Origin of the sequence: Streptomyces sp. NPDC047028 (genome assembly GCF_040644095.1) — a bacterium.
Lineage (GTDB): Bacteria > Actinomycetota > Actinomycetes > Streptomycetales > Streptomycetaceae > Streptomyces.
The window spans coordinates 96,050-114,908 of record NZ_JBEYVS010000026.1 but is presented as its reverse complement, the minus strand read 5'-3'; the positions used below and the strand labels follow the sequence as shown (position 1 = coordinate 114,908).

Here is an 18,859-nt window from a genome sequence, read left to right as displayed (position 1 = left end):
CCCCGCCCCGCTCCAGCGACCGCGTCCCGGAGTCAGCCATGTCCCGCGTGACCCCCGTCAGCCATTCCTCCACCGCCCGCCCGTCCTCCCGCAGGCACCGCGCCCCGCTCGGCACCGCCCTCGGTGCCGCCGTCCTGGCGCTGGCCGCGAGCATGGCCGGCGCGCCCGCCGCGCACGCCGACACCGTGACCGCGAGCACCGCCCCGCCCCTGCGCTACGTCAGCTACAACCTGTGCGGCAACGCCTGCCCCGACTCGGCCGGCTACGACAACGCCAAGCGCATCGACACCGTCGCCGCGCAGGCCTCCGCGGGCACCTGGGGCGCCGACGAGTTCTTCCTCCAGGAGGTCTGCCGCCCGCAGTACGACGCCCTGATGAACAGGCTCTCGCCGCTCGGCTTCCACGGCCTGTACACCGCCACCCTCAGCGGACGCTCCGACGTGTGCGGCGGCGCCGACTACGGGGTCGCCGTCCTCGTCAAGGGCGCGATCTCCGACAGCAAGGTCCTCGACCTCACGGTCGGCGGCGAGTCCGAGCCGGTCAAGGTGCCGTGCGTGCGGACGTACATCCAGAACCGGCCCAACTGGGCCTGCTCGGTCCACCTCTACTGGAACGGCGCCACCCTCAACCAGCAGGAGGCCGTCGAACTCGCCAAGCAGGCCAAGGCCTGGCACGACAGCGGTACCCCCGTCGTTCTGGGCGGGGACTTCAACACCACCTCGCGCACCGCCTCCAGCTCCCTCTTCTACGACGGGGCCAGTCACGACGGCGGCACCGGCATCTTCACCGAGGCCGACCAGACCGACACCGACCACTACGACACCACCGTCTGTGCCCCCACGGCGCCCGCCTGCCGCTCCGGAGCACCCACCCTCGACGCCCGCAAGATCGACTACGTCTACCTCAGCACCGGTGACTTCCACGGTGCCAAGGAGGACGTCCTCCCCCAGGAGACCGACGTCTCCGACCACCGCATGGTGCGCGGCGCCGCGTACTGGGCCGACTGCGGGCCGGCCACCGGCGGCGCCGTCTACCGCCGCGACTCCTCCGGCGTCCTCTACCGCTACGCCGGGCGCTCCGGCGGCATCGGCGGCGCCTGCAAGGCCGGCTACGGCTGGAACGGCATGCGGCTGATCGCCCGCGAGGGCCGCGACCTGATGGCCGTCGACACCTCCGGAGCCCTGTGGCGCTATCCGGCCGACCCGGCCGACGGCTCCTTCTCGGGCAGCACCAGGGTGGCGGAGGGCGGTGGCTGGGACGCGACCGACGTGCTCCTCGCGCCCGGCGACTTCGACGGCGACGGTACGGCCGACCTGATCGGCCGCGACACCTCCGGCGACCTGTGGCTGCATCCGGGCAACGGTTCCGGCGGCTACGGCACGCCGGTGCGGATCGGCACGGGGTGGCAGGTGTACGACCGGATGCTCGCCCCGGGCGACTTCACGGGCGACGGACGGCCCGACCTGATCGGCCGGGACAGCACGGGCGACCTGTGGCTCTACGCCGGCGACGGCCACGGCGGCTACGCCGCGCGCACGCGGATCGGCAACGGGTGGCAGACGTACACGGCGCTCGCAGCCCCGGGCGACCTGGACGGCGACGGGCGGCCCGACCTCGTGGGCCGGGACGCCTCCGGCGGACTGTGGTTCTACGCCGGCGACGGCCACGGGGGCTACGCCCCGCGCACGGAGATCGGCTACTCCTACCCGGACGGCGAACTGCTGTTCTGAGCGGGACGCGCGGCGGGGGCCGGGAGGCATCGCCTCCCGGCCCCCGCCGCCCGTGGTCCTACAGCACCGCCAGGTCGATGATCCCGAAAGCCGCCGCCGCGACCAGGCCGGCGGCCGGCATGGTGATGAACCAGCCGAGGACGATGTTCTTGGCCACGCCCCAGCGGACCGCGTTGACCCGCTTGGTCGCGCCCACACCCATGATCGCCGAGGTGATGACGTGGGTCGTGGAGATCGGCGCCTTGAAGACGAACGCCGTGGTGAACATGATCGACGCGCCCGTCGCCTCCGCCGCGAAACCCTGCGGCGGGTCAAGCTCGATGATCTTGCGGCCCAGGGTGCGCATGATGCGCCAGCCGCCCGCGTAGGTGCCCAGCGACAGCATCAGCGCGCAGACGATCTTCACCCAGACCGGGATCGGGTCGCCGTACGTCTCGTGGCCCGAGATCACCAGGGCCATCACCACGACACCCATGGTTTTCTGGGCGTCCTGGAGGCCGTGTCCGAGCGCCATGCCGGCCGCCGACACGGTCTGCGCGATACGGAAGCCGCGCTTGGCCTTGTGCGGGTTGGACCGGCGGAAGATCCACATGATCGCCGTCATCACCAGGTAGCCGACGATCAGGCCGACGACCGGGGACAGGAACATCGGGATGACGACCTTGTCGAGCACCCCGTTCCAGTGCACCGTCGTGCTGCCGGCCAGCGCGGCGCCCACCAGGCCGCCGAACAGCGCGTGGGACGAGGAGGAGGGCAGGCCGAAGTACCAGGTCGCCAGGTTCCAGACGATCGCGCCGACGAGCGCCGCGAGCAGGATGCCCATGCCGGTGGACCCGGACGGCGTCTCGATCAGGCCCTCGCTGACGGTCTTGGCGACCCCGGAGCCCAGGAATGCGCCCGCGAGGTTCATCACGGCCGCCATGGCGAGCGCCGCGCGCGGGGTCAGCGCCCGCGTCGACACCGACGTGGCGATCGCGTTCGCCGAGTCGTGGAAACCGTTCGTGTACGTGAAGAAGAGCGCGACCGCGATGGTCACGACCAGGGCGAAGGTGTCCATCGACGCCTCAGGACTCCTTGACCGCGATGGTCTCCACCGTGTTCGCCACGTGCTCGAACGCGTCCGCCGCCTCTTCCAGGACGTCCACGATCTGCTTGAGCTTCAGCACCTCGATCGCGTCGTACTTGCCGTTGAACAGGTGGGCCAGGAGCTTGCGGTGGATCTGGTCCGCCTGGTTCTCCAGCCGGTTCACCTCGATCCAGTACTCGGTGAGGTTGGCCATGGTCCGCAGGTTTGGCATGGCCTCCGCGGTCAGCTCGGCCGCCCGCGCGAGCACCTCGATCTGCTGCTCGACGCCCTTGGGCAGTTCCTCGACGTTGTAGAGGACGACCAGGTCGACGGCCTCCTCCATGAAGTCCATGATGTCGTCGAGGGAGCCCGCGAGGGAGTAGATGTCCTCACGGTCGAACGGCGTGATGAACGAGGAGTTCAGCTGGTGGAAGATCGCGTGCGTGGCGTCGTCACCTGCGTGTTCCGCGGCCCGCATACGCTCTGCGATCTCGGCCCGGGCGGAGGAGTCCGCCCCGAGCAGTTCCATCAGGAGCTTGGAGCCCGTGACGATGTTGTCCGCGGAGGCGGCGAACATGTCGTAGAAGCTCGTCTCCCTGGGGGTCAGACGAAAGCGCACGTGGGGTCCTCGGGGTGCTTCGGTTTCGGTCAGGCTGATGCTAGGCGCATCATCCGGCCACGGCTATCGGGCCGCCAACCAGTGTCGCCCATCGGCCGCAGTGCTCGGCACGGGGGCAGGGCAAGAGGCGCCTACCGGGCAAAATGCGGTACCATATACCCACCAGGGGTATATGTGTCATACGGGAGGACGCGATGACGACGACCGAGGCCGGCGCGGCGCCCTCCGGGCCGACGACGCACGGTTACCACCAGCAGAAGGACGAGCACCTCAAGCGGCTGCGGCGGATCGAGGGGCAGATCCGGGGGTTGCAGCGGATGGTCGAGGAGGACACGTACTGCATCGACATACTCACGCAGGTGTCCGCGTCCACGAAGGCGCTGCAGTCCTTCGCGCTGCAGTTGCTGGAGGAGCATCTGCGGCACTGTGTCGCTGACGCTGCGGTCAAGGGGGGCGAGGAGATCGATGTGAAGGTGGAGGAGGCTACTAAGGCGATTGCGCGGTTGTTGCGTACGTGAGGGGGCTGCGGGCGTCCTTTGGCTGCGGCGCCGTCGTGGCTGGTCGCGCCCACGCGGCGGAGCCGCATATCAGACACAGCCCCGCGCCCCTTCGGGGCGCACCCGTAGCACCTCGTCGATGCTTTCCAGGCTGAGGCGGTCTTCTGCTTCGGAGGCGGCGATGATGAGTTCGCCGCAGAGTTCGATCTCGGCGAGGGCCACGTGGTCCTGTACCGCCGTGCCGCCGACCGGAGCCACTCGCCTCACCTCTCCTCTGCCGTCACCGACTTCCTAGAGTAGGGAGCGGTCTACACACGGCGCATGGCACGGACGGGCTAGTTCAGGGGTGGCGTCAAGCGGTCCGGTGGACTAGTGCGCGGGGTCGTCCGTCCCGTCTTCGGCGATGCGGCCGGCGTAGATGTCACGCGGCTGCGGCAGGGTGATGTCGACGGGGGTGCCGAAGGCGTACAGCAGGGTGGTGGAGGCCACCGCCACCGGGGCCTTCTGGCGGCCGTTGACGAAGGCGAAGCTCTGCCGGAGCTTGCGGATGCGGCCCTCGTCGTCCAGGTAGGCGTCGAAGGGCACCTCGGCGGTGGCGAACCCCTTGGCGGCCGCGCGGAGGGCGGCCCGGTTCTCCGCGGGGGCGCCGCGTGCCGCGAGGGCCAGGTCGGCCGTCCCCCGGTAGTGCCGTACGTCGATCCCGCCGACCTCGGTCCGGCCCACGTACGTCGCCGTGCGCGCCCCGCGCAGGATCTCCGCCGCCGCGTACGGGTCGGTCACGCCGCCGGTGACGAGGTTGCCGTCGGACAGGGTCGCGGTGTCCACCCGGACCCACTTGTCGGCGGGCACCCCGGCGCCACGGTTCTTCATGTAGAGGGCGCCCGGGGCGAGGAGTTCGGTGATCGGGCGGTGCTCGGGAGTGCCGGCGGGGTCGTCGGGCAGGACGACGGTCAGTCGGCCGAGCCGGCGCCGGTAGTCGTAGACGCCCCTGCCGCGGATGGTGACGCGGGTGCCGCCGGTCGCCATCTCCATCGCCGTACTGGCCTTGGAGGTGCCCGCCTCGCGGAGCGCGCCGGCGGCCCGGTGCAGCGCGCCGACCGGATCGGCGGCACCGCCCGCGTCCTCGGCGGCGGCGCCCCGGCCCGCGCACCCGGTGGCGCACACGCCGAGCCCGAACACGATGCCCATCGCGACGACCGTTCTGCCCGCGCGCGTGTGCTGCCGCCGCTCCATCGCCTGCCTACCCCCAGCCGGTACGTCCGTCACGGGCCGTCTGTCGTTCCGGTTAACGACGGGTAGGAGGTGCCGTCACGCGGCCGCCGGACCGGGCTCGGTACGGTGGGCGGCGTGGCGCAGGAGGAACACCGCACGACGACGGACGAAGAGGGCCGGTTCTGCGTGGCCCGGTGCAGTTGCGGCTGGCGCGGCCCCGCCCGCCGGGCCCGGAGCCAGGCCCGTACGGACGCGGAGCGGCACAGCGCCGGGTAGCCCGGCGGAGGCCAGGGGTGCTCAGTGGGGGGCCGGGGCCACCGGCCGCTGTCGCCAGGCCTGTTGGAAGGCGAAGCGGCACGCCTCGACCTCGTGGCGCTGGTCGGCGTGGAGGACGCCGAGGGTGTAGGCCGTGGCCGGGGCGATGCGGGGGGTCCGGGCCGCCTGGGCCGCCGCGCCGGCCGCCTCGGCGGCGTCCCGGTGCCGGTTCAGGGCGAGGGCGGCGGTAAGGAGCCGGGGGTGGGGGGAGCCGTCGCCGTCGCCGTCCAGGACCTCCTGGGCGTACCGGTGCAGGCGCAGCAGCAGGCGGACCTGGTGCCAGGGCGTGTCCGCGAGGCCCTGCGGCGGGGGCTCGGTGGTGCAGGGGTGGCCCGGCGGGAGGACGGGGAGCGCGGCCACGGCGTCGGTGAGGCGTTCCTCGGCGGCGGCCGCGAGGGAGCGGAGGTCCGTGCCGTCGGGGGTGGTGGTCAGCGGGACGTCGCTGGCGAGGACGGCGACCGTGTCGGCCACGGCGTGGAAGCGCGCGGAGCCGAGCGCCTGGAGGGCGGTGGAGTGCGCGCGGGTGCGGGCGAGGGTGAGTCGGCGTTCCAGCAGGGCGGCGGCCTTCGCCGCGCCGAGGTGCACGGTGGCGGCCGTGGGGGCGCCCGAGCCGGTGCGCGGGGCGGGGTCCGCCCGTGGACCGCTCACGGTCGCGTACGCGGGGTCCGACAGGCGGGCCAGCGCCCCCAGCAGCCGGGTCAGGCGGGCTTCGTAGGTGTGTTCCGCGCCCAAGGTGCCTGACAGCCAGGCCAGTTCGGGTTGGAGCTGGTCGGACCAGGCGGGGTTCAGGAGCGGGCGGTAGGTGTGGAGGGTGGCGGTGAGCCGGCGGGCGGCCCGCCGCAGCGCCCGGGTGGACTCGGCGGGCGCCTCCCCGTGCAGGCGCAGGGCGCGGAGGAACTCCGTGGACCGGGCGCGCAGATAGCCCGTGAGGGCGTCGTCGGGCGTGCGGGCCGGGGTGGAGGGGGCCGGGGGGTCAGGATGTCGCTGTGCCACGCCGGCGCCTCCGGGCGTCTATGAGCATCTCCTGGATGTTGCGCAGGGGCTGGCCGTCCGCGTCCGTGGCGTGCCGGGTCCACTCGCCGTCCGGGCCAAGGTGCCAGGACGCGGTGGAGTCGGCCATGCCCGCGTCGAGCAGCCGGTTCAGGGCGGCGCGGTGGGCGGGGTCGGTGACCCGCACGAGGGCCTCTATGCGGCGGTCGAGGTTGCGGTGCATCATGTCGGCGCTGCCGATCCACACCTCGGGCTCGCCGCCGTTGCCGAAAGCGAACACCCGGGAGTGTTCGAGGAACCGGCCGAGGACGGAGCGGACGCGGATGTTCTCCGAGAGTCCGGCCACGCCGGGGCGCAGCGCGCAGATGCCGCGCACCCACACGTCGACCGGCACGCCCGCCTGGGACGCGCGGTAGAGGGAGTCGACGACGGCCTCGTCGACCATCGAGTTCGCCTTGATCCGGATGAACGCGGGCCGTCCCGCGCGGTGGTGCTGCGCCTCGCGGTCGATGCGGGCGATGAGGCCGTCGCGCAGGGACTTGGGGGCGACGAGGAGCCGCCGGTAGGTCTCGCGGCGCGAGTAGCCGGAGAGGCGGTTGAACAGGTCGGAGAGGTCGGCGCCGACCTGGGGGTCGGCGGTGAGCAGGCCGAGGTCCTCGTAGAGGCGGGCGGTCTTGGGGTGGTAGTTGCCGGTGCCGACGTGGCTGTAGCGCCGTAGCGTGTCGTCGCCCTCCTGGCGGACCACCAGGGACAGCTTGCAGTGGGTCTTCAGGCCGACGAGACCGTAGACGACGTGGCAGCCGGCCTCCTCCAGTTTGCGCGCCCACTTGATGTTGGCGTGCTCGTCGAAGCGGGCCTTGATCTCGACCAGGACGAGGACCTGCTTGCCGGACTCGGCGGCGTCGATGAGCGCGTCGACTATCGGCGAGTCGCCCGAAGTCCGGTACAGGGTCTGCTTGATGGCGAGCACGTCGGGGTCGGCCGCCGCCTGCTCCAGGAACGCCTGGACGGAGGTGGAGAAGGAGTCGTACGGGTGGTGCAGCAGCACGTCCCGGCTGCGCAGGGCGGCGAAGATGTCCGGCGGGGACGCCGACTCGACCTCGGCGAGGTCCCGGTGGGTGCCGGCGACGAACTTGGGGTACTTCAGCTCGGGCCGGTCCAGGCTGTGGATGCGGAACAGTCCGGTGAGGTCGAGCGGGCCGGGCAGCGGGTACACCTCGGCCTCGCTGATCTTCAGCTCACGCACGAGGAGGTCCAGCACCTCGCGGTCGATGGATTCCTCCACCTCCAGCCGCACCGGAGGCCCGAACCGGCGCCGCATCAGCTCCTTCTCCAGGGCCTGGAGGAGGTTCTCCGCGTCGTCCTCCTCGACCTCCAGGTCCTCGTTGCGGGTCAGCCGGAAGGTGTGGTGCTCCAGCACCTCCATGCCCGGGAACAGCTCCTCCAGGTGGGCGGCGATGACGTCCTCCAGCGGGACGTACCGGCCCGGGGAGCTCTCCAGGAAGCGGGCGAGCAGCGGCGGCACCTTCACGCGGGCGAAGTGCCGGTGCCCGGTGACCGGGTTGCGTACGACGACGGCCAGGTTCAGGGAGAGGCCGGAGATGTACGGGAAGGGGTGCGCGGGGTCGACCGCGAGGGGGGTCAGCACGGGGAAGATGCGCTGCCGGAAAAGGGTGAACAGGCGGGCCTGCTCCTTCTCCGTCAGCTCGTTCCAGCGCACCAGTTCGATGCCCTCGTCCGCGAGTGCGGGGGCGACGTCCTCGTGGTAGCAGGCGGCGTGCCGGGCCATCAGCTCGCGCGAGCGCGCCCAGATCATCTCCAGTACCTCGCGCGGCTGGAGCCCGGACGCGGACCGGGTGGCGACCCCGGTGGCGATACGGCGCTTGAGGCCGGCCACCCGGACCATGAAGAACTCGTCCAGGTTGCTGGCGAAGATCGCCAGGAAGTTGGCCCGCTCCAGCAGCGGGGTGTTCGGGTCCTCGGCCAGCTCCAGGACCCGCTCGTTGAACGCCAGCCAGCTGCGCTCCCGGTCCAGGAACCGGCCCTGCGGCAGCTCGCCACCGTCCTCCGGCTCCTCATACGCGTCGATGTCGGCGTCGATGTCGGGATCCAGGTCGGACAGGGCCGCGGCCACGGTGTGCGGGCGGTGCGCGGCGAGGGAGCCCACGGAGGGCTGGATCTGGACCGGTGCCTGGGCGTCTGGCTGACTCATGAACCCATTCTTCCGCGTGACGAGCCGTACAGGCGCGTCGGAGTCCACGGCCGGGAGCACGGCGGCGGGCCCCTCGGGGGGCGGGGAGGGCTCTGGCGCGGCGGGCTGCATGGGGCGAGCGTCGCAAGCCGGTCTGAACCAGCGGTTACGGCGACATGACGTGCGGGACAGCGGGGGGCGGCCCACGGGTGATCGACACCGGGTGCGCGACGGCCCGTACGCCCTTCCCCCCGTGGAAAGGGCGTACGGGAACCCCGGGCTCCGGGCCGCCCTCGGTTCGTTCAGGCGGCCCGGCGGCGCAGCACCGCGTACGCGGCGACGGTGGCGAGTGCGGCGACGGCCAGGACGATGCCCGTCTCCACCAGGTGCAGTGGCCAGAAGTGGGACGCGGGGTGGTAGACGGCGAAATACCCGTGCGCGTTCCGCCCCTCGTTCACCTGCCAGGCGCTGCCCGGCAGCGTGAACCGCTCCGCCGAGGTCCTAGTCAGCGCCGGCCACAGGTCCGCGCGGCAGCGGCCGAGGACGAAGTCGATCAGCCACATCGCGGCGAAGGCGGCGCCCAGCCCGGCCAGGGTGCGGCGCAGCAGCAGCGCGGCGAGCGCGCCGACGGCGAGGGCGGCGAGGCCGTACGCCACCACGAGCGGGCCCCGGGCCGCGAACACCTCGGCCTCGTACCAGTGGTCGCCGAGGAGGTCCCGGTTGTCCGCCCAGCTCCAGCGGAACACCAGCACCAGGACGGTGCCGCCCGCCGTCACGGCCAGCGCGGGCAGGGCCAGCTTGGCGGTCAGCCAGCGCACCGGCGTCACACCCTGCGTCCAGGCCAGCCGCGCGGTGCCGGACTCCAGTTCGCGGCCGATCAGCGCGCCGCCCGCGAAGACGGCGACGGCGAGGAAGCTGAAGCAGATGAGGGTGCCGATCCAGCCGACCGGCTCGTTGTAGGCCTGCTCGCCGAACACGACCGCGCACGGGGCCTGGCGGCAGTGGGCCAGGGACGCTCGGGCGTGGTCGGCGGTGATCTCGTCCAGCCACACCAGCCAGCCGGACAGTCCGGCCACGACGGCGGTCCACAGCAGCAGGGACGTGCGGTGCAGCCGCAGCACGGTGCGGGGCAGCCCCCCGAGGCCGAGGACCCCGCCGCTCATACGGCGGCCCCGGTGGGACCGGTGGCCTGGGGAGCCTTGCCGGCCTGGGTGACTTTGCCGGACCGGGGGCGGCCCGGTGCCGTCCGGCGGGACAGGACCCGGAAGGCGACGACGGTGAGCAGGGCGGCGACGCCGAGCAGCAGGGCGCAGCCCATCAGGTGCAGCGGCCAGAAGTGGGACTGCGGGTGGTAGTCCTTGTACCAGCTGACGGCGTGCAGCTTGGCGTAGAGCGCCTTGCAGGGGCCATAGGTGCCGCTGCCGCAGCCCGGGTCGGCGATGTGGGCGCCGCTGGAGGTGACGAGTCCCTGGGCGACGGTGATGCCGCTGCCGCGCGGGCCGTCGCTGTCGAGTGCGGCGACGCTGGTGACGGTGGGCCACAGGTGGGGCAGTGCCTGCTGGACGCCGAACCAGAGCAGGCCGGTGCCGCACAGGGCGCCGCCCAGCGCGCCGAGCTGCCGCTTGAACAGCAGGCCGAGGAGGACGCCGGTCGCGAGGCCGGCCAGGGCCAGCGCTACGGCGAGGGGGCCGCCCGCGTAGAACGTGGCGAGGTCGGACCAGTTCTTGGCCGTGTCGATGCGGCCCTCGCCCGCCGTCCAGGCCCTGTGGTGCAGCCAGGTCAGCAGCCAGGTGCCGAGGGCGATGGCGACGGCCGGGGCGGCGAGCCTGCCGGCCAGCCAGCGGGCGGGGCGCACGCCCTGGGTCCAGGCGAGCCACGCGGTGCCGTTCTCCAGCTCGCGGCCGGTGAGGGCGGCACCCGCCCAGGCGGCGACGAGGAAGGGGACGGCGAGGACGGCGTACGTCAGGTAGTTGTAGTAGTCCTTGTAGCGCAGGATCGACGTCTGGTCGTAGGCGCAGTGCGGGTTCATCCCGCAGGCGTCGAACTGGTGCCAGGCCGCGGCGGCGGAGTCGGTCAGGGGGCCGCCGAGCCACAGCAGTGCGGCGGCGAGGACGGCGACGAGGCCGGTCCAGACGAGCAGGGCGGGCCGGTGCAGCCGCAGCAGCCAGCGCAGTTGGCGCGGGCGGGCGGGGGCCGTCGCGGCCGGGGAGGCGGTGGTCGGGGCGGTGGTCATGCCAGGGTCTCCTGCGGGGCGGCGGTGAGGGCGGGCGCCCCGGGGTTGCGCAGGTGGGCGAGGACGAGTTCCTCCAGGGACGGCGTGGCGGTGCGCCAGTCGCCGCCGAGCGGGCCCGAGGGGCGGATCAGGGCGCTGAGCTGGCGTCCGGTGATCCGGGACTCGACGACGGTGTGCGCGTCGAGGCCGGTCTCGCCGGAGTCGGCCGGGCCGCTGATCCGCAGGTGGGCGGCGAGGAGATCGTCGATGTCGCCGGCCAGTCGGACCTGGCCGGCACCGACGAGCAGCAGGTGGTCGCAGGAGTCCTCCAGCTCGGCGACCACGTGCGAGGACATCGCGATCGTCGTGCCGTACTGGGCGGCCTGCGCCATCAGCGTGCCCATCAGCTCGTGCCGGGCCAGCGGGTCGAGGTCGGCCATCGGCTCGTCCAGGAGCAGCAGTTCGGGGCGTTTGCCGAGGGCGAGGGCGAGGGCGACGCGGGTGCGCTGGCCGCCGGACAGCGACCGTATCCGGGCGGCCGGGTCCAGGTCGCCCGCCGCGACGACCTGGGCGGCGGTGTCCGCGTCCCAGCGCTCGGGGTTGAGGTCGGCGCCCATGAGCAGCGTCTCGGCGACGGTGAGCTGGGGGTACAGCGGCTTGTCCTGGGCGACGAAACCGACCCGGGTGCGGGCCTCGGCGGGCAGCGTGCCGAGCACGGTCAGCCGGCCCTCGGTGGGCGCGAGCAGTCCGGCGGCCAGTGCGAGCAGCGTGGACTTGCCGGCGCCGTTGGGCCCGACGACGGCGCACACGCGCCCGGCGGGCAGCCGGAACGCGCAGTCGCGCAGTGCCCAGCCGCCCCGGCGCCCGAAGCGCTTGCCGAGGCCGGTGGCCTCCAGTGCCGTGTCGGTCATGAACGTTCTCCCTGGAAGTGCTTGTCGAGTACGGCGGTGAACAGGGCCGCCACGTCGTCGCGGTCCCAGCCCGCCTCGACGGCTCTCGCCGCCCAGTCCTCCAGCTCGGCCCGCAGCGGCGAGTCGGCCGGGGCGGCGCCCAGCGAGCGCCGCACGAAGGTGCCGAGCCCGCGCCGGGCCTCCACCAGCCCCTCCCGCTCCAGTTCGCGGTAGGCCTTGAGGACGGTGTTGGGGTTGATGGCGGTGGCCTCCACGACCTCGCGGGCCGTGGGCAGCTTGTCGCCGGGCTGGAGCAGGCCCAGGCGCAGGGCCTGCTTGGTCTGCTGGACGAGCTGGACGTAGGTGGCGACACCGCTGTGCCGGTCGATGCGGTATTCGACCACGCGCTGAACCACCCTTTCACTAATTGAGTAGTGAAAGGGTGGTGCAAAGAAGGGGCGACCGTCAACCCGGCCGCCCCTTGTGTGGCTCTTCGTCCCCTTAAGTTAGTTCTCCGTATGTCACGTCTCTGTGCGGTACATCAGATCGGTCTCGTACGTGCCGAACCCCAGCCGCTCGTACACCGCCACCGCCGCCTTGTTGTCGGCGTCGACGTAGAGCATCGCCGTGGGCAGGCCGAGTCCCGCGAGGTGGCGCAGGCCGATGGTGGTCAGCGCCTTGCCCAGGCCGCCGCCCTGCTCGCCGGGGCGCACCCCGAGCACGTACACCTCGCCGAGTCCCTCGGCCGCGTGCACCTTGGTCCAGTGGAAGCCGACCAGTTCCCCGCGCCGCTCGGCCAGGAAGAACCCGGCCGGGTCGAACCACGGCTGGGCCTTGCGGTCGTCCAGGTCGCGCTGGGTCAGCGAGCCCTGCTCGGGGTGGTGCGCGAAGGCGGCGGCGTTCACCGCGAGCCAGGCCGCGTCGTCCTTGCCCGGCTGGTACGGCCGTACGCCCACGCCCTCCGGCAGCACCGGGTCGGGCAGCTCCAGGCCAGCCAACGGCCGCCGCATCTGGCGCAGTTCGCGGAACAGGGTCAGTCCCAGCACCTGGGCGAGGTGCCGGGCCGCGGCGTGCCCGCCGTGCGCCCACACCCGCAGCCGCTTGCCCGAGGCGGCCATCAGCGCCGAGCCCAGCGCCCGCCCGTGCCCGTGCCCGCGGTGCGCGGGGTGGACGACCAGCTCGGCGGCCGGCGCCTCCACCGGGTCCGTGTCCTCCAGCTGCGCGTAGCCGACGAGTTCGCCGTCGACCGACAGCAGCAGGTGCGAGACGCCCTCCCGGGCGCCGCCGCGCAACTGCAGCCGCCCCTGCTCGGACACCGGCTGCTGGCCGTCGCTCCGGGCGGCCTCGGCGACCAGGGCGAGCACGGCCTCGGCCTGCTCCGGGGTGAGTTCGGCGTGGGTCTCGATCGAACGGGAGGGGAAGGGGCGCAGGGCGTCGTCGCTGCTCATGGATATGAGGGTACGGCGACGGGGTGCGGGGGGAGGGGTGCCACGAACGGGTGAAGACGCCGGGATTCCGGCCGGTCTGGATTGTGGCGACGCTATGGTGTCTACATGGCAGACAACACGACCATTCAGGTGTCCCGCCAGGCCCGTGACCACCTCGCCCAGGTGGCCAAGGAACGCGGGATGACCTTGGGGCAGCTGGTGGAGGAGATGGCCGCGCAACAGCCGACGGCCGAGCAGATCGCCGAGCGGCTGGCGGCCGACCGCCAGGTCGTACGCGAGAGGATCGGCATCGACATCAGTGACGAGGAGTTCGACCTGGCTCCCGACATCCTGGCCAATATCCAGCGCATCGCCGCCGAGAAGGCGCGGACCGCGAGCGGGGCGGCAGCAGCTTGATCATCCTCGACACCAGCGCCGTCCGAGCCCTGGCGGACGGCCAGAAGACGCTCAATCTGCTCGCGGGCAACATGGCGCGCACGCCGGGCGACGCCCTGAGAATCCCGGCCCTGTGCCTCATGCAGGCCGAGGCGGACGACGCGGGCGCCGCCCAGCGCGTACTCGCCTTCTCCTCGGTCGTCGTGGATCAGCTGAGCACGGTCGCGGCGGTAGGCGTGGGCACCATGTTCCGTGACGGGTACGGCGGTGCGGACATCTGTCACGCGCTGTACTGTTCCCTGCCGCGGCCCGACTTCAAGGGCATGTCGATCCTGCTCACGGACGACGAACAGCGCTACCCGCCCGGCGTGGTGGCCGTCGACATCGACTCCCCGGGCATGCTCGGTTTCTACTGATCGCTCGGCGGGGCTGTGGGCGCGCCCGGCAGCCGTACGGTCGCCACCGTCCCCCCGTCCTCCGCGAGGGTCAGGGTCACCTCGCCGCCCGCCTGCCGGACCGTGCGGGCCACGATGGAGAGGCCGAGGCCCGAGCCGGGCAGGGCGCGGGCGCTGGGGGAGCGCCAGAAGCGGTCGAAGACGTGGGGGAGTTCCTCGACGGGGATGCCGGGACCGTGGTCGCGGACCGTCAGCACGCCCTCGGTCAGCCGCACCTCGATCGTGCCGCCCTCGGAGCTGAACTTCACCGCGTTGTCGAGGATGTTGACGATCGCCCGCTCCAGCGCCGACGGCTCAGCCCGGACGAACCAGGGCTCCAGATCCGCCGTGATCGTCAGTTCCGGTCCGCGCAGCCGCGCCCGGCGCAGCGCCGCCTCCACCGTGTCCTGGAGCGGTATCACCTCGACGCGCTCGCCCCGCTGGCTCTCCGAGCGGGACAGCTCCTGCAAGTCGCCGATCAGCGCCGCCAGTTCCGTCATCTGCGCCTTCACCGAGGCGAGCAGCGCCTTGCGGTCCTCCGGGGGCAGCGGACGGCCCGTCTCCTCGCTGCGGGTGAGGAGTTCGATGTTCGTCCGCAGCGAGGTCAGCGGGGTACGCAACTCATGACCGGCGTCCGCGATCAGCTGCTGCTGCATCTCGCGCGAGCCGGCCAGCGAGGACGTCATCGAGTTGAACGACCGCGACAGCCGGGCCACTTCGTCCTCGCTGTCGTCGTCCACGGGGATCCGGATCGCGAGGTCCTCCGTCCGGGCCACGTGCTCGACGGCCTCGGTCAGCTTGTCCACGGGCCGCAGACCGGCACGGGCCACGGCGAGGCCCGCCGCCCCGGCGCCTATGACACCCACCCCGGAGACGAGGAGCAGGATCAGGGCGAGGTCGTTGAGGGTCTTCTCGGTGCTGCGCAGGGAGACGGCGTTGATGACGGCGGCCTTGACGAGAGAGTTGTCCGCGGTGTTGCGCAGCGCCTGCGGTACGACCAGAACCCGCACCGGGTTGCCGTCGGTGTCCGTGCTGTTGTGGAACTCCCCGTGGTCGTCGTTGGTCCCGGCCCGCTCGACCGCGTCCCGGTCGATGCCGGTGACCTTGACCCGGCCCAGCGAGCTGGTGAACAGGCACACGCTGCCGTCCGGCTTCACCACCTCCGAGTACGTGCTCCGGAAGCCGCCGAAGTAGGGGGAGGGCTTTTGCAGGCAGAGGGCCAGGGCGGAGTTCACCTGGTTCTCCAGCTGGTGCTGCGGTACCGCGACCGCCTTCTGCAAGTCCTGGTCCGCCTGGTCGTACAGCTTGCCCTTCACGATGAACCAGCACGTCACCGACACCGCCGCCACCGCGAACGCCACCGCCGCCGCGACCAGCATCGCCAGCCGGGCCCGGATGGGCAGGGCGCGGTAGCGGCGCAGGAGCCTCTTCACTCCGCGCCGCCCTGCCGCAGCACATAGCCCACGCCCCGCACGGTGTGCACGAGGCGCGGCTCGCCGCCCGCCTCGGTCTTGCGGCGCAGGTACATGACGTAGACGTCCAGGGAGTTCGACGACGGCTCGAAGTCGAAGCCCCAGACCGCCTTCAGGATCTGCTCACGGGTGAGCACCTGGCGCGGGTGGGCCATGAACATCTCCAGCAGCGTGAACTCGGTCCGGGTCAGCTCGACCTGGCGCTCGCCCCGCGTCACCTCCCGGGTCGCGAGGTCCATCCGCAGGTCGGCGAAGGTCAGCGCCTCGTCCTCCTGGGCCTGCGCCGACACCGCCGCCGCGTAGGAGCTGCGCCGCAGCAGGGCGCGGATACGGGCGAACAACTCGTCCAGCTCGAACGGCTTGACCAGGTAGTCGTCGGCGCCCGCGTCCAGCCCCGTCACCCGGTCGCCGACCGTGTCGCGGGCCGTCAGCATCAGGATCGGCAGCGTGTCACCGGCGCCCCGGATCCGGCGGGCCGCCGTCAGACCGTCCATCCTCGGCATCTGGATGTCCAGGACGATCAGGTCCGGCTGGTAGGCGCCCGTCTTGTCCAGGGCGTCCGCTCCGTCCACGGCCACCTCAGTGTCGTACCCCTCGAAGGCGAGGCTGCGCCGCAGCGCCTCCCGTACGGCCGGCTCGTCGTCGACGATCAGGATGCGCTGGGGGTCACGGTCGCGGTCGCCGTCGGCGGGGCTCATCGGTCGGGGTTCCTCAGGGTGGTGGGGACGGGGGCGCCGGCCGGTGCCTCTCGGCGCGTTCGGCGTCTTTCAGCGTCGCATGTTTCCCACGGGCAGGGCACGCACGCGCGGGGGGCGGGGGTGTCACACCGTGACGGTGCTCAGCCGGTTCAGCGGCACCCGGCGCCGGTGCGGGCGCGAGGCGCTCGTCCGCAGCCCCATCAGCTGCGGGAACCGGGCGGCCGGCGGCTTCGGGACGGCCTCGGCGGCGCGGGCCGCCGTGAGCGGCTCGTGCAGCGCGCCGGCCACCGCGAGGGCGAGGGCGATGTCCGCCGGACCGGTGCCGGGCACCTGATGCGCAACCTGTCTGGTCATGACGTACTCCTGTCGTCGGAGCGCCGGGGAGTGCCCCGTCAGTTGTTGTCGGTGCCGCCCGCCCGCAGGTGCGCGAGGTCGGACTTGACGGTGTTGACCGGGATCGCGAAGCCGAGCCCGATGCTGCCCGCGTCCGAGGACGAGGACGACTGCTGACTCGAGGCGTACATGGCGGAGTTGATGCCGACGACCTGCCCGGCCGCGTTGATCAGCGCGCCACCGGAGTTGCCGGGGTTGAGGGAGGCGTCCGTCTGGATCGCCTTGTACGTCGTCGTGGACGAGCCGGTGTCGCCGTTGAACTGGCGGCCGCCGAACTCGAACGGCCACTGGCCGTCGGAGCCGCCGCCCTGGTCCTGGCCCTGGCCCTCGTCCGTGGGGACCGTGACATCGCGGTTGAGCGCGGAGACGATACCGCTGGTGACCGTGCCCGTCAGGCCCTCGGGGGAGCCGATCGCGACGACCGTGTCACCGACCTGGACGTCGGAGGAGTTCCCGAGCGAGGCCGGCTTCAGCCCGGACGCGCCCTGGAGCTTGATCAGCGCGAGGTCCTTGGAGCTGTCCGTGCCGACGACGTCGGCGGTGTAGCTCCTGCCGTCGCTGGTGCGCACCTTTATCGAGTCGGCGCCCGCGATGACGTGGTTGTTGGTGACGATCTCACCGTTGCTCGTGATGATCACGCCGGAGCCGGTGGACGAGCCGTTGCTGAGGGTCGCGTTGATCTCGACGACGCTCGGGCTGACGGCGGCGGCGATCGCGGCGACGTCACCCTTCTTGCTCGACGGCACCACGTTGGTGCTCGCCGAGGCGGAGGCGACCGTGTCCTTGCCGGTCAGTTCCTGGAAGGCGTACGCGGTGCCGCCGCCCACCGCCGCCGCGACGATCGCGACCGCCGCGAGCAGGGCGACCGGGCCGCGGGTCCGCTTCGGCTTCGGTCCGGGGCCGCCGTCCTGGTGGACCGTCGGGGGCTGGTGCGGGGGCGGGGGCGGCCACTCCGGGTTCACCGGAGCGGGCTCGTACTCGTAGTCACCACTGCTGCGCATGCTCTCGGTCATGAGTGAAGCGTCCCCCGTGACCATGAGAGCTTCCTGAGGGCCGACTGAGAAGCCCGACAGAACCGCGTTTGCCCGATATAAAGACGCCGGACGCGGTTAGCCCCCTAAGGGGCGCGGGGAACTGCGCGACCAGCCACAACGTACCCGCACGCGGCAATCAACCGAACCCCGCGGAGCGCTCAGCAGCCGCAGGAAGTCCGGACGACCAACCGGGACGGAAACGTCTTCAGCCGCTCCCTGCGCGACCCGGCGACCCGCAACCCGTCGTCCAGGACGAGATCCACCGCGGAGCGGGCCATCGCCGACCGGTCTGAGGCCACCGTCGTCAGCGGCGGATCCGCCAGCGCCGCCTCCTTGATGTCGTCGAAGCCGGCCACCGCCAGTTCCCCGGGCACGTCGATGCGCAGCTCGCGCGCGGCGCGCAGCACACCGATCGCCTGGTCGTCGGTGGAGCAGAAGATCGCTGGCGGCCGGCGCGGCCCCGACAGCACCTCCAGGCCGACGCGGTAGGCGTCGTACCGGTTGTACGGCGCCTCGAACAGCCGGCCCTCGGTCGACAGGCCGGCTTCGTCCATGGCCCGCTTCCAGCCCTCGACGTGGTCGGAGACCGGGTCGCCGACGGCCGGGGTGTCCGCCGTACCGCCGAGACAGGCCACGTACTCGTAGCCGTGCTCCAGCAGGTGGCGGACGGCGAGCTCGGCGCCGCCGAGGTCGTCGGTGACGACGGCGACGTCGTCGATGGCCTCCGGGCGCTCGTGCAGCAGCACCACGCGGGCGTCCCAGGCCTCTATCTCGGCGGCGGCCAGGTCGTTCAGCGCGTGGGAGACGAGGATCAGGCCGGAGACGCGCATGCCGAGGAAGGCGCGCAGGTAGTGGACCTCGCGTTCGCCGATGTAATCGGTGTTGCCGACGAGCACCATCTTGCCGCGCTCGGAGGCGGCCTGTTCGACCGCGTGCGCCATCTCCCCGAAGAAGGGCTGGCGGGCGTCGGGGATGATCAGGCCTATGAGATCGGTGCGCCGCGAGGCCATCGCCTGAGCGACCCGGTCCGGCCGGTACCCCAGTTCCTTGATCGCCGCGAGGACACGCTCGCGCGTGGCCGGGGCGACCGGCCGGGGTCCGTTGTTGATGACATAACTGACGACGGCGGTGGAGGTCCCAGCCAGCCGTGCCACGTCATCCCGAGTCACCTTGGCCACGCGCGGAGTCTACGCGGATGGACCGTCCCTGGGCAGGGCGTATCACAGGGCGGCTGTGCGGAAGCAATGCCTCTCCGTGGAGCTTGTCTGCCCCTCCGGAGCCGT

21 protein-coding genes are annotated in these 18,859 nt (G+C 72.3%); 5 read left to right on the top strand and 16 right to left on the bottom strand.

Annotated elements, in window-relative coordinates; translation table 11 throughout:
- The first annotated feature begins 38 nt into the window (after positions 1 to 38).
- Positions 39 to 1,730 (top strand): FG-GAP-like repeat-containing protein, encoded by a 1,692-nt coding sequence (locus ABZ854_RS23300; protein ID WP_361213979.1) that lies wholly within the window; start codon positions 39 to 41, stop codon positions 1,728 to 1,730.
- 58 nt (positions 1,731 to 1,788) lie between these two features.
- Here ABZ854_RS23300 and ABZ854_RS23295 read toward each other — a convergent pair whose 3' ends face one another.
- The gene (locus ABZ854_RS23295; protein ID WP_361213977.1) at positions 1,789 to 2,787 is read right to left on the bottom strand and encodes an inorganic phosphate transporter; all 999 of its coding nucleotides are present in this window, start codon (positions 2,785 to 2,787) and stop codon (positions 1,789 to 1,791) included.
- Positions 2,788 to 2,794: 7 nt separating this feature from the next.
- Complete coding sequence (locus ABZ854_RS23290; protein ID WP_129308264.1) at positions 2,795 to 3,415, bottom strand: DUF47 family protein; 621 nt, start codon at positions 3,413 to 3,415, stop codon at positions 2,795 to 2,797.
- 194 nt (positions 3,416 to 3,609) lie between these two features.
- Here ABZ854_RS23290 and ABZ854_RS23285 point away from each other — a divergent pair, with 194 nt between their 5' ends.
- Positions 3,610 to 3,933 carry a metal-sensitive transcriptional regulator gene (locus ABZ854_RS23285; RefSeq protein ID WP_361213975.1) on the top strand — a complete coding sequence of 108 codons (324 nt, stop codon included), beginning with the start codon at positions 3,610 to 3,612 and terminating at the stop codon, positions 3,931 to 3,933.
- A gap of 69 nt (positions 3,934 to 4,002) precedes the next feature.
- Here the strand turns inward: ABZ854_RS23285 and ABZ854_RS23280 are convergent, their stop codons facing one another.
- Both ABZ854_RS23280 and ABZ854_RS23275 read right to left on the bottom strand, forming a co-directional pair.
- Positions 4,003 to 4,179: a hypothetical protein gene (locus ABZ854_RS23280; protein WP_361213973.1), complete on the bottom strand. Its 177-nt coding sequence runs from the start codon at positions 4,177 to 4,179 to the stop codon at positions 4,003 to 4,005.
- Between the two features lie 102 nt (positions 4,180 to 4,281).
- Positions 4,282 to 5,145: a hypothetical protein gene (locus tag ABZ854_RS23275; protein ID WP_361214014.1), complete on the bottom strand. Its 864-nt coding sequence runs from the start codon at positions 5,143 to 5,145 to the stop codon at positions 4,282 to 4,284.
- Between the two features lie 114 nt (positions 5,146 to 5,259).
- Between ABZ854_RS23275 and ABZ854_RS23270 the strand changes: the two genes are divergently transcribed.
- Positions 5,260 to 5,400, top strand: a complete 141-nt coding sequence (locus tag ABZ854_RS23270) for a hypothetical protein (RefSeq protein WP_361214016.1) — start codon at positions 5,260 to 5,262, stop codon at positions 5,398 to 5,400.
- A gap of 21 nt (positions 5,401 to 5,421) precedes the next feature.
- Here the strand turns inward: ABZ854_RS23270 and ABZ854_RS23265 are convergent, their stop codons facing one another.
- The 7 genes from ABZ854_RS23265 to mshD all read right to left on the bottom strand — a co-directional run bounded on the left by ABZ854_RS23265 (position 5,422) and on the right by mshD (position 13,170).
- Positions 5,422 to 6,432: a CHAD domain-containing protein gene (locus tag ABZ854_RS23265; protein WP_361213971.1), complete on the bottom strand. Its 1,011-nt coding sequence runs from the start codon at positions 6,430 to 6,432 to the stop codon at positions 5,422 to 5,424.
- The gene (locus ABZ854_RS23260) at positions 6,413 to 8,641 is read right to left on the bottom strand and encodes an RNA degradosome polyphosphate kinase (protein WP_361213970.1); all 2,229 of its coding nucleotides are present in this window, start codon (positions 8,639 to 8,641) and stop codon (positions 6,413 to 6,415) included. Before ABZ854_RS23260 ends, ABZ854_RS23265 begins: the two co-directional genes overlap by 20 nt.
- 281 nt (positions 8,642 to 8,922) lie before the next feature.
- Entirely contained in the window at positions 8,923 to 9,783 is an 861-nt protein-coding gene (locus ABZ854_RS23255; RefSeq protein ID WP_361213968.1) for a hypothetical protein, read from the bottom strand.
- Positions 9,780 to 10,853: an ABC transporter permease gene (locus tag ABZ854_RS23250; protein WP_361213966.1), complete on the bottom strand. Its 1,074-nt coding sequence runs from the start codon at positions 10,851 to 10,853 to the stop codon at positions 9,780 to 9,782. Before ABZ854_RS23250 ends, ABZ854_RS23255 begins: the two co-directional genes overlap by 4 nt.
- Positions 10,850 to 11,743: an ABC transporter ATP-binding protein gene (locus ABZ854_RS23245; protein ID WP_361213964.1), complete on the bottom strand. Its 894-nt coding sequence runs from the start codon at positions 11,741 to 11,743 to the stop codon at positions 10,850 to 10,852. The genes ABZ854_RS23250 and ABZ854_RS23245 overlap by 4 nt, the downstream gene beginning before the upstream one ends.
- Positions 11,740 to 12,126, bottom strand: coding sequence for a GntR family transcriptional regulator (locus ABZ854_RS23240; RefSeq protein ID WP_361213963.1), 387 nt, complete (start codon positions 12,124 to 12,126; stop codon positions 11,740 to 11,742). Before ABZ854_RS23240 ends, ABZ854_RS23245 begins: the two co-directional genes overlap by 4 nt.
- A 117-nt stretch (positions 12,127 to 12,243) precedes the next feature.
- A complete protein-coding gene (gene mshD / locus ABZ854_RS23235; RefSeq protein WP_361213961.1) occupies positions 12,244 to 13,170 on the bottom strand; it encodes a mycothiol synthase in 927 nt (308 codons plus the stop codon).
- A 105-nt stretch (positions 13,171 to 13,275) separates the two neighbouring features.
- On the opposite strand from mshD, the gene ABZ854_RS23230 reads away from it, so the two are divergent.
- Together ABZ854_RS23230 and ABZ854_RS23225 are read left to right on the top strand one after the other, a co-directional pair.
- Positions 13,276 to 13,566, top strand: a complete 291-nt coding sequence (locus tag ABZ854_RS23230) for a hypothetical protein (protein WP_361213959.1) — start codon at positions 13,276 to 13,278, stop codon at positions 13,564 to 13,566.
- On the top strand, positions 13,563 to 13,961 hold the full coding sequence (locus ABZ854_RS23225; RefSeq protein WP_361213957.1) for a hypothetical protein: 399 nt from the start codon (positions 13,563 to 13,565) through the stop codon (positions 13,959 to 13,961). Before ABZ854_RS23230 ends, ABZ854_RS23225 begins: the two co-directional genes overlap by 4 nt.
- Here ABZ854_RS23225 and ABZ854_RS23220 read toward each other — a convergent pair.
- The 5 genes from ABZ854_RS23220 to ABZ854_RS23200 all read right to left on the bottom strand — a co-directional run bounded on the left by ABZ854_RS23220 (position 13,955) and on the right by ABZ854_RS23200 (position 18,754).
- On the bottom strand, positions 13,955 to 15,412 hold the full coding sequence (locus ABZ854_RS23220) for a HAMP domain-containing sensor histidine kinase (protein ID WP_361213955.1): 1,458 nt from the start codon (positions 15,410 to 15,412) through the stop codon (positions 13,955 to 13,957). The two genes, ABZ854_RS23225 and ABZ854_RS23220, sit on opposite strands and share 7 nt — an antisense overlap.
- Positions 15,409 to 16,149, bottom strand: a complete 741-nt coding sequence (locus tag ABZ854_RS23215) for a response regulator transcription factor (protein ID WP_361213954.1) — start codon at positions 16,147 to 16,149, stop codon at positions 15,409 to 15,411. Before ABZ854_RS23215 ends, ABZ854_RS23220 begins: the two co-directional genes overlap by 4 nt.
- Positions 16,150 to 16,272: 123 nt before the next feature.
- Positions 16,273 to 16,503 carry a hypothetical protein gene (locus ABZ854_RS23210; protein ID WP_361213952.1) on the bottom strand — a complete coding sequence of 77 codons (231 nt, stop codon included), beginning with the start codon at positions 16,501 to 16,503 and terminating at the stop codon, positions 16,273 to 16,275.
- Positions 16,504 to 16,541: 38 nt separating this feature from the next.
- Entirely contained in the window at positions 16,542 to 17,555 is a 1,014-nt protein-coding gene (locus ABZ854_RS23205; protein WP_361213950.1) for a trypsin-like peptidase domain-containing protein, read from the bottom strand.
- Between the two features lie 179 nt (positions 17,556 to 17,734).
- Positions 17,735 to 18,754 (bottom strand): LacI family DNA-binding transcriptional regulator, encoded by a 1,020-nt coding sequence (locus ABZ854_RS23200; protein WP_361213949.1) that lies wholly within the window; start codon positions 18,752 to 18,754, stop codon positions 17,735 to 17,737.
- Positions 18,755 to 18,859: the final 105 nt, after the last annotated feature.

What these genes read in the sequence shown, in the direction of transcription:
- ABZ854_RS23300 (WP_361213979.1), top strand. Translation starts at nt 39, where the DNA reads ATGTCCCGCGTGACCCCCGTCAGCCATTCCTCCACCGCCCGCCCGTCC.
- ABZ854_RS23295 (WP_361213977.1), bottom strand. Translation starts at nt 2,787, where the DNA reads ATGGACACCTTCGCCCTGGTCGTGACCATCGCGGTCGCGCTCTTCTTC.
- ABZ854_RS23285 (WP_361213975.1), top strand. Translation starts at nt 3,610, where the DNA reads ATGACGACGACCGAGGCCGGCGCGGCGCCCTCCGGGCCGACGACGCAC.
- ABZ854_RS23275 (WP_361214014.1), bottom strand. Translation starts at nt 5,145, where the DNA reads ATGGAGCGGCGGCAGCACACGCGCGCGGGCAGAACGGTCGTCGCGATG.
- ABZ854_RS23260 (WP_361213970.1), bottom strand. Translation starts at nt 8,641, where the DNA reads ATGAGTCAGCCAGACGCCCAGGCACCGGTCCAGATCCAGCCCTCCGTG.
- ABZ854_RS23255 (WP_361213968.1), bottom strand. Translation starts at nt 9,783, where the DNA reads ATGAGCGGCGGGGTCCTCGGCCTCGGGGGGCTGCCCCGCACCGTGCTG.
- ABZ854_RS23250 (WP_361213966.1), bottom strand. Translation starts at nt 10,853, where the DNA reads ATGACCACCGCCCCGACCACCGCCTCCCCGGCCGCGACGGCCCCCGCC.
- ABZ854_RS23245 (WP_361213964.1), bottom strand. Translation starts at nt 11,743, where the DNA reads ATGACCGACACGGCACTGGAGGCCACCGGCCTCGGCAAGCGCTTCGGG.
- mshD (WP_361213961.1), bottom strand. Translation starts at nt 13,170, where the DNA reads ATGAGCAGCGACGACGCCCTGCGCCCCTTCCCCTCCCGTTCGATCGAG.
- ABZ854_RS23230 (WP_361213959.1), top strand. Translation starts at nt 13,276, where the DNA reads ATGGCAGACAACACGACCATTCAGGTGTCCCGCCAGGCCCGTGACCAC.
- ABZ854_RS23215 (WP_361213954.1), bottom strand. Translation starts at nt 16,149, where the DNA reads ATGAGCCCCGCCGACGGCGACCGCGACCGTGACCCCCAGCGCATCCTG.
- ABZ854_RS23210 (WP_361213952.1), bottom strand. Translation starts at nt 16,503, where the DNA reads ATGACCAGACAGGTTGCGCATCAGGTGCCCGGCACCGGTCCGGCGGAC.
- ABZ854_RS23205 (WP_361213950.1), bottom strand. Translation starts at nt 17,555, where the DNA reads ATGACCGAGAGCATGCGCAGCAGTGGTGACTACGAGTACGAGCCCGCT.